Annotated in this window: 11 protein-coding genes; 3 read left to right on the plus strand and 8 right to left on the minus strand. The window is 41.9% G+C overall.

The features are described from left to right. Nucleotides 1-167, plus strand: a 167-nt coding sequence (locus tag BCG07_RS03970) for an IS3 family transposase (protein ID WP_286888815.1), incomplete at its 5' end; no start/stop codon positions are given. Here the strand turns inward: BCG07_RS03970 and BCG07_RS03975 are convergent. From BCG07_RS03975 to BCG07_RS04000, 6 genes are all read right to left on the minus strand, one after another. Then, the gene (locus tag BCG07_RS03975) at nucleotides 131-1492 is read right to left on the minus strand and encodes a hypothetical protein (RefSeq protein WP_286888801.1); all 1362 of its coding nucleotides are present in this window, start codon (nucleotides 1490-1492) and stop codon (nucleotides 131-133) included. The genes BCG07_RS03970 and BCG07_RS03975 overlap by 37 nt on opposite strands. 231 nt (nucleotides 1493-1723) lie before the next feature. Beyond that, complete coding sequence (locus BCG07_RS03980) at nucleotides 1724-1897, minus strand: tyrosine-type recombinase/integrase (protein ID WP_277054053.1); 174 nt, start codon at nucleotides 1895-1897, stop codon at nucleotides 1724-1726. 236 nt (nucleotides 1898-2133) lie between these two features. Then, nucleotides 2134-5025, minus strand: coding sequence for an aminomethyl-transferring glycine dehydrogenase (gene gcvP, locus BCG07_RS03985; protein ID WP_277054052.1), 2892 nt, complete (start codon nucleotides 5023-5025; stop codon nucleotides 2134-2136). A 155-nt stretch (nucleotides 5026-5180) separates the two neighbouring features. Beyond that, nucleotides 5181-5570: a glycine cleavage system protein GcvH gene (gene gcvH / locus BCG07_RS03990; RefSeq protein ID WP_006794102.1), complete on the minus strand. Its 390-nt coding sequence runs from the start codon at nucleotides 5568-5570 to the stop codon at nucleotides 5181-5183. A gap of 205 nt (nucleotides 5571-5775) precedes the next feature. Then, complete coding sequence (gene gcvT, locus BCG07_RS03995; RefSeq protein ID WP_286888805.1) at nucleotides 5776-6858, minus strand: glycine cleavage system aminomethyltransferase GcvT; 1083 nt, start codon at nucleotides 6856-6858, stop codon at nucleotides 5776-5778. Nucleotides 6859-6951: 93 nt separating this feature from the next. Next, on the minus strand, nucleotides 6952-7551 hold the full coding sequence (locus BCG07_RS04000; protein ID WP_286888806.1) for a hypothetical protein: 600 nt from the start codon (nucleotides 7549-7551) through the stop codon (nucleotides 6952-6954). Nucleotides 7552-7677: 126 nt separating this feature from the next. Here BCG07_RS04000 and BCG07_RS04005 point away from each other — a divergent pair, with 126 nt between their 5' ends. Further along, a complete protein-coding gene (locus tag BCG07_RS04005) occupies nucleotides 7678-8523 on the plus strand; it encodes a LysR family transcriptional regulator (protein ID WP_286888808.1) in 846 nt (281 codons plus the stop codon). Nucleotides 8524-8720: 197 nt separating this feature from the next. Continuing rightward, entirely contained in the window at nucleotides 8721-10877 is a 2157-nt protein-coding gene (locus BCG07_RS04010; RefSeq protein ID WP_286888810.1) for a TonB-dependent receptor family protein, read from the plus strand. 132 nt (nucleotides 10878-11009) lie between these two features. Here the strand turns inward: BCG07_RS04010 and rlmB are convergent, their stop codons facing one another. Continuing rightward, a complete protein-coding gene (rlmB, locus tag BCG07_RS04015) occupies nucleotides 11010-11753 on the minus strand; it encodes a 23S rRNA (guanosine(2251)-2'-O)-methyltransferase RlmB (protein WP_006794097.1) in 744 nt (247 codons plus the stop codon). Nucleotides 11754-11758: 5 nt separating this feature from the next. After that, a partial coding sequence (locus BCG07_RS04020) for a ribonuclease R family protein (protein ID WP_286888813.1) occupies nucleotides 11759-12993 on the minus strand: 1235 nt, incomplete at its 5' end.

Here is a 12993-nt window from a genome sequence, read left to right on the forward strand (position 1 = left end):
GCAGAAATGGCCCGTGGAAGAATGTTGATGCTGTTGAATACGCAACGTTAGAGTGGGTCAATTGGTTTAATAATCAACGCTTATTATCTTCAATTGGGTATATTTCACCAGCTCAATATGAAACAGACTACTATGATAATTTAAACGAGTCAGGTAAAGTGGCCTGACTTAAACAAACTGGTCTCCGATGAACTCGGGGCGATTCATGTCCATTTTCTACAAATAGTTTGTATTGCTTCAATATCGACTCGAACTCAGGTGCGATTGTTCTTATTTTCTCTAAAGCAGAAGCATTTTGAGTAGGGATTGTAAAATTGGCGTTACTAGGTAAGTCAAATAATTCCGGTAGAGTATTAGTGAAAACTGTTTTTAGAATATCTTCTAATGAATACCCAAGCCCTTTTAGTACGTTGGAATATGTGTCAATTTGGCCCATAGATGCCATTTCTAATTGTGTGAACACTACACCAAAAACGTATTCAGTTTTTGATCTAACACCTAAAGTTCTTTCTAAAACTCCAAGCTGATTTTCTTTGCTGGTTAGAGCTACAATATTCTGTTCATCCACGTACTTAAAAAGTGTCTCGAAGTTTCTGTACAGAATATATGGGTGATTATTTTCTTTAATGTAATCTAAGCTAAATTCATAATGGACTGTACCCTGTTCAATCCAAACATGTTTAATTTTAGAAGCATTTTCGGGATAACTGATAGCTACCCCGTATTTAAATGATAAACTAGAACCACTATCGAAAAACTCTTTAACAGACTGTTGGTATTTTCTCTTAGCTGCTAATTTAGTTTTATCTGAGATTCGGAAGTCACTATGTTTTTTAGCATTTTGTATTATTGGCAGGTAGTTAGTATTGCAATGCTCTGAGTCGATGTACGAAACAATTATGCTTTCTTTATCTTGAATAGTTAAACAACTAGGTAGGTACAACTTCGTTTTATTAAAACTATTTTCGACTTCATATATAGAAAGCAGGATCTCTGCACTTTGCTGGTCACTTTTTAAAAACTCACAGAGAACAAGCTTATATTTATCCACCAAATTTTTATGGCTCAACAAGTGCCTCATTTGATAGGGGGAGTTATTTAAAACTTCTTCTATTTGAGAAGGCGATATCTTTTTATATTGTTGATAGTTATTTATTAATAACCAGAAACTATCATAGTAACCGTAATCTATATTTTCAAAATATGACTGAAAGTTACTATCATCAATATTTGTTATGAATTTCCTAATTAAATTTTTAAACGTATTAACTTTTTCTTTGTAAGCAACAATATCTGTACCTGACCAACTTTTAAGGTATATGCCGTTTTCGAAAAACAGCGATATATTGTACAGTTCAAGTATATCGTTTATATCGTCTAAATCGTTTGCTATTTCGCTATTCAATAACAGCTCTGCTTTTGATAAGTAATGACCACTCGACATGTCGTGTATCGAGTGAAATACAACCCTATCTCTATCTGGCTTGTTCATAACAAACATTAACCTTGTAATTTCGTATCATTATCCCTTTTACTAAGGTATCGATTTTATACTTTTATTACAAATACTTATTAGCATGTATGACTTTGATAGATGTCTTGTATTCTTTAAAGTTTGGTTGCTGATATTTATGGATTAAAACAACCCGCTACCACCTTCAGCAGAAGTGTGAGTAGCTCCATAAACTTCAGACAACTTTTTAGGGCTAACATGAGTACAAAGTTATGTGGTGAGAATACTGTCATGGCCTAGCATTTCTTGGATGGGACGAAGATCTGCGACATTATCTAACATCGTGATCGCGTTGTTGTGACGGTATAAATGGCACGCGCCAGTACGGTCAAATCCTGCTAGTTTCACATACTGTGCCTTTCCAGATCCGATGAAAGCAAACATTGGGCGAATCTTACCAATGTAGAAAGCTAACCACTCTCATCTTCGCAAACTAATTGGCAGCAAACGTGCTTTTTTACTTCTGCCGTGAACTCGAACCAACTACATTGAAGTAAAGAATAATATATCTAATAGTCAAAACAGAAAAGGTGAGCAAAATGCTCACCTTTTGAAAGTTGTGTTAACCATCTTAATTAAAGCGTTAACCCACTTAATTACATGATCACAAGTCTCTGCTCTTAGTCGCGATAAGTCTCTACCGCTGGGCATGAACATACTAAATTACGGTCGCCGTATACATCATCTATACGTGTAACAGTTGGCCAGAACTTGTCTTTAGCTACCGAAGGCACTGGGAAGGCTGCGTAAAAACGGTCATACGCGCGATCCCATTCGTTACCAAGTACGTCAGCTTGTGTATGCGGTGCAAACACAAGTGGGTTGTTTTCGATTGACCATTCGCCAGAGATTACTTTGTCTATTTCGCCTTTGATTGACACCATCGCTTCGATAAAGCGGTCTATCTCGCCTTTTGACTCAGACTCAGTTGGCTCTATCATCAATGTGCCCGCAACTGGGAACGACATAGTGGGTGAGTGGAAGCCGTAATCTTGTAGGCGCTTAGCGACGTCCATTTCAGTAATGCCTGACGCTTCTTTTAATGGGCGCAGGTCAACAATACACTCGTGAGCAACGCGATTGTTACGGCCACGGTATAAAATTGGGAAGTGCTGGCTTAACTCGTGCGTTAAGTAGTTAGCGTTCACAATGGCCATTTCAGTGGCTTGTTTTAAGCCCTCTGACCCCATCATGGCAATGTACGCCCATGAAATAGGTAAAATAGCGGCTGAGCCGTAAGGCGCTGCCGATACGGCACCGTTGTTAATGTTTGTACCCGGTACGTTAATTACGCTGTGGTTTGGCATAAATGGCGCAAGGTGCGATTTAACACCAATTGGGCCTACACCTGGGCCGCCGCCACCGTGTGGAATACAAAACGTTTTATGCAAGTTTAAGTGCGATACGTCTGAGCCAATAAAACCTGGGCTTGTTACACCTACTTGCGCGTTCATGTTTGCGCCGTCCATGTAAACTTGGCCGCCGTGCTCATGAATAATGTCACATAGTTCACGAATGGTTTCTTCGTAAACACCGTGGGTAGATGGGTATGTGATCATGGCACACGACAGGTTTTCAGACACGTCTTCAGCTTTCGCTTTTAAGTCTTCCATGTCGATGTTGCCGTTTTTATCACAGTTAACCACAACAATTTTCATGCTCGCCATTTGTGCCGACGCTGGGTTAGTACCGTGTGCTGAGCTTGGAATTAAACATACGTTACGGTGTGCATCCCCTCGTGACTCGTGGTATTTACGAATGGCAATTAAGCCTGCGTATTCACCTTGTGCACCCGAGTTTGGCTGAAGTGAAACCGCATCGTAACCCGTAATGTTAACTAGCCAGTCGTGTAGCTCGTTAATCATTATTTGATAACCTTCTGCTTGGTCTAGCGGGCAGAATGGGTGAAGGTTTGCAAACTCAGGCCATGTAACTGGGATCATCTCAGCGGTCGCGTTTAGTTTCATGGTGCATGAACCTAACGAGATCATTGAGTGGTTAAGCGCTAAATCTTTGTTTTCAAGGCGCTTAATGTAGCGAAGCATGTCTGTTTCGCTGTGGTAGCTGTTAAAGTTTGGATGCGTTAATACTTCGTCATCACGTACTAAACTCGCTGGAATAGAGTCGCTACCGTTTGCTTCAATATCGGCTGCAATACTGTCTACGCTTAGGCCGTGGCCTTCACCTAGTACAATATCAAATAGCTCGGCAACGTCTGCACGGGTTGTGGTTTCTGAAACCGAAATTGAGTATTCGCCGTCGTGGTTTGTAGCAAAGTTAACGCCTTTGGCAAGTGCACGTGCTATTACGTCGTCTTTGTTGTCGCCAACAATTGTTAACGTATCAAACCACGTGCTGTGCTTAAGGGCTACGCCTTTGGTTTTTAGGCCAGCAGCTAAAATATCAGCAAAGCGGTGTATACGCTGCGCAATAGTTTTTAAGCCTTGTGGGCCGTGGTACACCGCATAAAACGCCGCCATGTTGGCAAGTAGTACCTGCGCTGTACAAATGTTTGAGTTGGCTTTGTCGCGGCGGATGTGTTGTTCGCGCGTTTGCATTGCCATACGCAGTGCGTCGTTACCTAAACGGTCTTTAGATACACCAATAATACGCCCTGGTAATGAACGCTTGTACGCGTCACGTGTTGCAAAAAATGCAGCATGTGGACCGCCGTAACCCATAGGTACACCAAAACGCTGAGCCGAACCAAGTACTACGTCGGCACCTAATTTACCCGGTGCTTTTAATAGTAATAAACTCATAATGTCGGCAGCAACACAGGCAATGGCTTTTTTGCTTTGAACGCCAGCAATTAGGTCGGTTACGTCAACTATTTCGCCCGATGTAGATGGGTATTGGAATAATGCACCAAAAATGTCGTGATTAACGGCGTCGGCCGCTTTGCCTACAATTATTTCAAAACCAAACTGCTCAGCACGGGTGCTTACTACGTCGATAGTTTGTGTGTGTACGTCGTCGGCAATAAAAAAGGCATTGGCTTTTTTAGCTTTAGATACGCGTTTTGCAAGGCCCATTGCCTCGGCTGCAGCGGTTGATTCGTCAAGTAACGACGCACTTGCTAAATCAAGGCCGGTTAAATCAAGGGTCATAGTCTGGAAGTTTAGTAATGATTCTAAACGCCCTTGTGCAATCTCTGGCTGATACGGCGTGTACGCTGTATACCAACCCGGGTTTTCAAGTACGTTACGTAAAATTACGTGCGGTACATGTGTTGGGTGGTAGCCTTGGCCAATGTACGATTTGAAAACTTTATTTTTGCTTGCTACTGATTTTAAGTAGCTTAGTGTTTCAACTTCAGTACGGCTTTCGCCAATGCTTAGCGGTTGCTCTAGGCGAATGTTAGCCGGTACAGTTTGATCGATCAGCTCTTGTACACTCGATACTTCAAGAGCGCTTAGCATATCGCTTACTTGCGCTGGGCTTGGCCCAATATGGCGGCGAATAAAATCTTGCTTTTGCTCTAACTGTTCAAGAGATTTGGCGTTTGACATGTGTCCAGATTCCTATGATCCTAAATACTAATGGGTAACTAGTATTGATTAAAATATATGATGATTTGGCAACTTACTGGGTATGGGCAATAAGCTGTAAAATCATAAAAGCCCCGATTGTTTACTCAACATGCGGGGCTTTAGACAAAAAGTGATTACTCTTCGTCGATAGTGTGCGAGTAGCCTTCAGCGTCTAATAGGTTGTCTAGCTCAGACACATCAGATGCTTTAAGACGGAATAACCAACCGTCGCCGTACGCGTCGTTGTTTACTGTTTCAGGTGCGTCTTCTAGCTCTTCATTAATAGCAATCACTTCACCACCAATTGGTGCGTAAATGTCTGAAGCAGCTTTAACCGACTCCGCTACTGCACAGTCTTCGCCTGCGTCTACTTCGTCGCCTACTTCTGGTAATTCAACAAACACCATGTCGCCAAGTAGTTCTTGCGCGTGTTCTGTAATACCAACTGTAAAGGTACCGTCACCTTCGTCGCGAACCCACTCGTGTGAAGAAGCGTATTTTAATTCAGTAGGGATATTGCTCATTATCTTGTTCCTTTGGTTATGATACCAATCAACTTAAATATTTAACCACTCTAGCGGTCTAAACAAAGCGCTAACATCGTTATTAATTTCTCAGGTAGAACAACTACATATCAAAATTAATGCCTTGTTATCACTCTATTTATCCGTCGCTATAAGTGATTAATAACTCAACATGATTGGTATTATTGGGTGATAACACCAAATTTTAAATTATTGATTTACCGTTGCGTACAAAGCTAGGCTTCACTACTTTAACGTTAACTAATTTTTTGCGCATTTCTACTTGAGCAGTGTCGCCTGTTGAACGTGGTACACGTGCAAGGGCTACACTAAAACCAAGTGTAGGTGAAAAAGTACCTGAGGTAATAACCCCTTCTCCACCGTCAACAATTACTTTTGAACCGCTACGCAATACGCCTTTTTCTTCAAGTACTAAACCAACAAGCTTGTCGGTGCTTTTTTCAGCGCGTTGTTTAACCAGTACGTCACGGCCAATAAAGTCACGATCTTCTGGTTCCCATGCAATGGTCCATGCCATGTTAGCTGCAAGTGGCGATACGCTTTCGTCCATATCTAGGCCGTAAAGGTTCATACCTGCTTCTAAACGTAGCGTGTCACGTGCACCTAAACCAGCTGGCGCTACACCTGCGTCTAGCAGTTGTTGCCATAAATCGGCTGCTTGGTCGTTTGGTACTACAATTTCGTAACCGTCTTCGCCAGTATAACCCGTTGTAGCAAAAAATAAATCACCCACTTGAACACCAAAAAACGGCTTCATGCCTTCAACTGCAGCTTGTTGCTCTGCATTTAAAAGCGTGCCTGTTTTTTCGCGTGCGTTAGGGCCTTGCACTGCAATCATTGCAAACTCTGGGCGCTCAGTCACTGTAACGGCAAAATCGCTCGATACATTAGCTAAATGCGCTAAGTCTTTTTCGCGCGTAGCCGAGTTAACCACTAAGCGGTAAAACGTTTCGCTGAAAAAGTAAATAATAAGGTCGTCAATTACGCCGCCTTGCTCGTTAAGCATGCCGGTGTAGAGCGCTTTACCAGGTACGGTTAATTTAGCCACGTCGTTTGCTACAAGCTTACGTAAAAATGCTTTAGCTTGGTCGCCTTCAATATCAACAATGGTCATGTGTGATACGTCAAACATGCCTGCATCGTTACGCACTGCATTATGTTCTTCTATTTGTGAGCCGTAGTTGATTGGCATTTCCCAGCCATGAAAATCAACCATTTTTGCGCCCGCTTCTAGGTGCTTAGCATGGAGTACAGTTTTAGAAGTCATAACATTCCTTCACGTTTTAAATTAACCCTTAATGGGCGTGGCTTAAATTAAAAACAGGCAAACATTATTATGTTTACCTGTTGGTTGTTTTTGTTATGCGGCCTGATTTTGCATTACTGCAAAACCCAGCGTTTGCATATAGTTTTGCCATTTTTGTAGCTCTGGCGCTTTAGCTATGAGCACAAAATGCTGCTCATCTTTGTTATCAATCGCGGTAATAAATACCTCACCGCTTTGCGCACCGTAGCATAGTTGTGCGTCAGATAATCGCAAACCGGGTGTTAATTTAAAGGCATCAACTAGCGTATCAAAGGCGTTTTCGCCGCTTAAGGTAAAGCTAGTTAGGTCGGTACGAATAACGTAGTCAATATCAAAACGAAGCTGTTGTTCGTTTATAAGTGACTGTAATTGCAGGCTTGCGCTGTGAGGTAATACAAATCGAAAAGCGGTTTCGCTAAAATAATACACGGCGTAACTAAAGTCAGAATAAAAGTCGCCATCTAATGTGCCTTTTAAACCTAAACCGCTGGCCGTTAATTTTGTTAAATCGTGGCCTAAAATACTGCTTAAAAATACAGAAGCTTCGCTGCCGCTAAAATCCATTACAACTGTGCTGTTATTTGTTTGCAAAGCGTTTATAACCGCGCTGTTAGCGTTGCTGTGGCGGGCAAACATTATTGGGTTAAAAGTCATAACAAACACCTGTGTATTTTTAATCTTAAAATTATATTGCGCGGGGTCTGTAACAACAAATTGTAATTATTTATCAATTGATAAATAATACTTATATATGTAGCCACATAAATTGTAATTTTAAATATGAAAAATATATCAACCGACAGTTTACGTACCTTTGTAATGATTGTAGATGTAGGCGGATTTGCCAAAGCCGGCGACTTTTTGGGGCTTTCGCAACCAGCGGTAAGCTTACAAATAAAGCGTTTAGAAGATGTATTAGGCTATAAATTATTTAAAAAGCAAGGCCAGCGCCAAGTATTAAACCAGTACGGCGAACTATTATTGCCCATGGCAAAACAAATGATACAATACAACGATGCCATTTTGCAGCAATTTACGTCAGAGAGCATTACCGGAAAAGTACGTTTAGGCATACCTAGCGAATTTGCTGCGCGTATACTCCCCTCTATTATTGGCGACTTTGTGGCGCTGTACCCAGAAGTATCGCTTGAAGTTAAATCGCGATTAAGTAAGCATTTGCTATCGGCTTCTAGGCAAGACCAATTTGATCTAGTGCTTGCGCTAAACGAGCAACTTACCTCAAGTAAATTTCCTATTTTTATGCAAGACCAATTGGTGTGGGTGGGTGATTTAAACCAAGCAAAAAACCAAGTGGTTACCTTAGTAACCGCGCCAGAGGGATGTATTTATCGCCGCCGCGCTACCGATGCGCTTAAAAATGCCGGCATAAAATACCGTATTGTATATAGCAACGCCGACTTAACGGGGCTTATTGCGGCATTAAAAGAAGGGCTTGGTATAACAGTACTGGCAAAAAGTACCGTACCCAGCGAGCTTAATTACCAAGTACACACTAAACACTTACCGGCACTGGGCAACATTGGTATTAGCTTGGTTAAAAGTTCGGGGGAGTCAGAAAATGCGGTAGATAAGCTTGCTGAGTTTATTGCCCTGCGTTTAGGCTAATAAAACACACACTCAACTTTATACTTAGCTTCACGATTACAAAACAATACAAAAGATATAAAAAAGTTAATTAAGTTACATAATATATGTTTTTAGTTCTAAAAAAATGAATAGTTTTATACTTAATAATATTGATTCGCATTCGTTAACGTGTTCAAATTACGCCAATTTAGATAATCAACGTGATTAGGACAAAAATGAACCCTAAGTTTTTAGTATCTACTCTTGCAACTGCGGTTGCTTTGTCTTTTACAGCCACTGCAATGGCTAAAGACACCAGCGATAAAGAACAACGCTTTGAACAAATTACAGTTATTGGCTCACAGCAAGCTATAAACGACATTCCTGGTTCGGCTACTTTTATCTCTGACGAAGAACTTCAAAAATTTGAGTTTACCGATATTTCGCGTGTTTTAGCGTCTGTTCCGGGTGTTTACGTTCAAGAAGAAGATGGCTACGGCCTTCGTCCTAACATTGGTATGCGCGGTACTGGTACCGGCCGTAACGATAAAATTTCTGTAATGGAAGATGGTGTATTAGTCGCACCTGCGCCTTACTCTGCGCCTTCTGCTTATTACTTCCCTACTATGGGTCGTATGGAAACAATTGAAGTATTAAAAGGCGCGGCCTCTGTTAAATACGGTCCTCGTACTACAGGTGGCGTTTTAAACTTACTTTCTCGTAGCTTACCAACCGAGCCAAATAGTTCTAAAGGTATGGTAGATGCAGCGCTTGGTAGCGATGGCTACTACAAAGGCCACGCGTACTTTGGTAAAGAAAAAAACAACACGTCTGGCTTGGTTGAAGTATTTACTTACGGCGCCGATGGCTTTAAAGAGCTCCCTGTTGGCAGCGACAACACGGGCTTTGAAAAAACAGATTTGCTATTAAAATTTGGCCATACGTTTGGTCAAAACGATGCGCATAACATTGAGCTAAAAGTAAAATACTCTGACGAAACATCAGACGAAACTTACATGGGCTTAACTGACGAAGATTACAAAGCAAACCCTAATCGCCGTTACGCTGCATCGCAAAACGATGAAATGAACACTCGCCACAACGCTTACCAACTAAACTATGCGTACCGTTTTGGTGAAGGCTACGAATTACTTGCAACCGCTTACCTAAACGATTTTCATCGTAACTGGTATAAAGCAAGTAGTGTAGGAACAAGCACGCTTGAGCAATACAGCGACTTTGAAGCAAATCCAACAAGCGAAGGTATTGAAGGTATTGGTGTTAAAGCTAACAACCGTGATTACCAAGCAAAAGGCATTCAGTCTGAATTACATATTCCTGCAGGCGATCACTACGTTACTGTTGGTGTGCGTTACCACGAAGACGAAATGGATCGTTTCCAATGGCAAGACACGTACACGCTTAATCAAGACCTAAGCATGACACTTACATCGCAAGGTGTACCTGGCTCAGATAGCAACCGTGTAGATAGCGCAAAAGCAAGCACGTTATTTGTTCAAGACGAATGGACACTAGACGCGTTAGTTATTAATGCAGGTCTTCGTTACGAAGACATTACCATTACGCGTGAAGAATGGTCTAAATCAGATCCAACTCGTAGCAATGGCTTAACTAAAGATATTTCTAACGATACTGAAATTTTAGTGCCATCGTTAGGTGCCACTTACACACTTAACGATAACGTTACGTTACTTGCGGGTATTCAAAAAGGTTACGCTCCAGCGGCACCGGGTAATGCTGACCAAGAAGAAGAAGAAAGTGTAAACCTTGAGTTTGGCTCTCGCTTTAATATGGATGGCTTTAACGGTGAAGTGATTGCGTTTTTCTCTGATTACGACAACATGCACGGTAACTGTACTGCTGCTGTGGGTTGTAGCGACGAAAATATTGGCGACCAATACAACTACGGTGAAGTAGAAGTATCGGGCTTTGAATTTAGTGCGGGTCGTACTTTTGCAACAGACGCTGCGCAATTTCCAGTTAAATTAACGTACACATACACTGACTCTGAGTTTAAAAACACGTTTGATTCAGAAATTTGGGGCTCGGTAGAAAAAGGCGATGCAATGCCTTACGTACCTGAAAATCAAGTTGCTTTATCGTTAGGCGCTGAGTTTGCATCGTTTGTTGTTAACAGCCAAATACGTTACGTATCTGATTCTCATGCCGACCTATCTGACTCAGGCTTAAACGCAATTGATAGCCGTGTAGTATGGGATTTAGCTGCTAAATACTTAATCGACGACAACCAAAAAGTATACTTAACGGTTGATAACCTGTTTGATAAAACGTACATAGCTAACCGTGCTAATGGCGGTATTCAGCCAGGTAAGCCTCGTAGTATTCAAATGGGCTACACATACAGCTTTTAAGTAGTTGCTGAGTAAAACGACTCGTTAACTAAACCGTTTTACTCACACCATACTTAGCAAATAGTAGATACAAAAAAGCCGAGATTATTTAATCTCGGCTTTTTTAATGCTTAAGCTTTAAGCTAGAGCAATTTAATTGTTTGCGTTACGTTGGCGTAATACTTCAAATAAACAAATACCGGTTGCAACCGATACGTTTAAGCTAGACACCGACCCTGCCATTGGAATTTTAACCAATACATCGCAATGCTCACGCGTTAAACGGCGCATCCCCTCACCTTCTGCGCCCATAACTATGGCCATTGGGCCTGTTAAGCTTGCATCAAATACATGCGTGTCGGTTTCGCCTGCTGTGCCAACTACCCATACGCCAGCATCTTTAATTTCACGAAGCGTACGTGCGAGGTTAGTGACTTGAATAAGGGGCACTGTTTCTGCTGCGCCACACGCTACTTTTCGTGCTGTACCGTTAAGCTTTGCCGACTTATCTTTAGGAACAATGATCGCATGTACGCCAGCGGCATCTGCACTTCGCAGGCATGCACCTAAGTTATGCGGGTCGGTTATGCCATCAAGTACGAGTAAAAATGGAGTTTCTTCACGCGCAATGATCACATCTAAATCTTTTTCGTTGTAAGTTGGCGCCGCTTTTACGTTAGCAATAATCCCCTGATGCTGCTCGTCTTTCGACTTGTTATCAAGTGCTTTACGCTGCATAAATTGTACTGAAATACCAAATTTACGTGCTTCATCAATAATCGGTGTTAAGCGTTTATCATCACGGCCTTTAAGGGCGTAAATTTCTAAAAATCGCTCAGGCTCTTTTGCTAAAATTGCTTCAACAGAGTGAAAGCCAAAAATTAATTCATTACTCACGTATTTTATGCTCCTGGGCTTGTACGTTTACGGGCATTTTTGCCTGGTCTTTTAGGCTTTTTAGCCGATTTCTTTTTCGGTTTTTTCTTTGCGGTGCCATCGCTGGCTTTAACCGCCGACTTACCACCAGCTTTACCTTTACCGGCTGGCTTTTTTTTACCTTTTGGCTTGTCGTCTGATTTTTTACCCGGTACTTTGCCTGCTTTTAATTGTGAGCGTACACTCGCAGGGCCTTTACCTTTAGGTGCACGACGGCGTGAATACCTGTCTTGTGCTACATCGCCTTTAAGTACTAAGTTTATACGGCGGTCGTCTAAACTGACTGAGGCAACTTGCACCGTTACTTTATCGCCAAGTCGGTAAACGGTGTGGCTGTGTTCACCAATCAGGCAATGTTTTGCAGCATCATGTGCAAAAAACTCGTCGCCTAAATTAGTAACGTGAATTAAACCATCAATTTGTAAATCGTCTAATCGTATAAATAAACCAAAGTTTGTAACCGACGAAATAACCCCGGTAAACTCATCGCCAACGTGGTCTTGCATAAACTCACATTTAAGCCAGTCGGCTACTTCGCGAGTCGCGTCGTCTGCACGGCGCTCAGTAGTTGAACACTGCTCGCCTAATTGATCTACTTCATCGTCAGTGTACGCGTATGCGCCTGACGTTTGTTGACCTTGTGCTTTTAGCACCGCTTTAATTGCACGGTGTACAACTAAATCTGGGTAACGACGAATAGGCGATGTAAAGTGCGCATAAGCCGATAACGCTAAACCAAAGTGACCTATGTTATCTGGCTGATAAACCGCTTGTTTCATTGAGCGCAGCAGCATAGTTTGAATAAGCTCGGCCTCTGGGCGCTCGCCTAATTTAGCTAATATTTGCGTAATTTCTTTAGGCGTTGGTTCGTCGCCTAATGTGCTCTGAATCCCTAACTCAGTTAAAAACTGTGTAAAGTTACCTAGCTTTTCACTGTCGGGTTCATCATGCACACGGTAAAGTGCACTGGCCTCGTTCTTTTCGAGTAATTTAGCCGCTGACACGTTGGCTAAAATCATACATTCTTCAATGAGTTTGTGCGCGTCGTTGCGGATAACAGGCACAATAGACTCTATTTTACGGTGTGCATTAAATACAAAGCGCGTTTCGAGTGTTTCAAATTCAATAGCACCACGCTCTTGGCGTGCTGATTTAAGCGCCATGTACATTTGCTGTAAATCAGTTAAATGTGGCACTACGG

The organism is Pseudoalteromonas sp. ESRF-bin5, from assembly GCF_002632075.1.
GTDB lineage: Bacteria > Pseudomonadota > Gammaproteobacteria > Enterobacterales > Alteromonadaceae > Pseudoalteromonas > Pseudoalteromonas marina.

Excerpts from the sequence above, each read along its gene's own strand:
- BCG07_RS03975 (WP_286888801.1), bottom strand. The coding sequence starts at position 1,492 with ATGAACAAGCCAGATAGAGATAGGGTTGTATTTCACTCGATACACGAC.
- BCG07_RS03980 (WP_277054053.1), bottom strand. The coding sequence starts at position 1,897 with ATGTTTGCTTTCATCGGATCTGGAAAGGCACAGTATGTGAAACTAGCA.
- gcvP (WP_277054052.1), bottom strand. The coding sequence starts at position 5,025 with ATGTCAAACGCCAAATCTCTTGAACAGTTAGAGCAAAAGCAAGATTTT.
- gcvH (WP_006794102.1), bottom strand. The coding sequence starts at position 5,570 with ATGAGCAATATCCCTACTGAATTAAAATACGCTTCTTCACACGAGTGG.
- gcvT (WP_286888805.1), bottom strand. The coding sequence starts at position 6,858 with ATGACTTCTAAAACTGTACTCCATGCTAAGCACCTAGAAGCGGGCGCA.
- BCG07_RS04000 (WP_286888806.1), bottom strand. The coding sequence starts at position 7,551 with ATGACTTTTAACCCAATAATGTTTGCCCGCCACAGCAACGCTAACAGC.
- BCG07_RS04005 (WP_286888808.1), top strand. The coding sequence starts at position 7,678 with ATGAAAAATATATCAACCGACAGTTTACGTACCTTTGTAATGATTGTA.
- BCG07_RS04010 (WP_286888810.1), top strand. The coding sequence starts at position 8,721 with ATGAACCCTAAGTTTTTAGTATCTACTCTTGCAACTGCGGTTGCTTTG.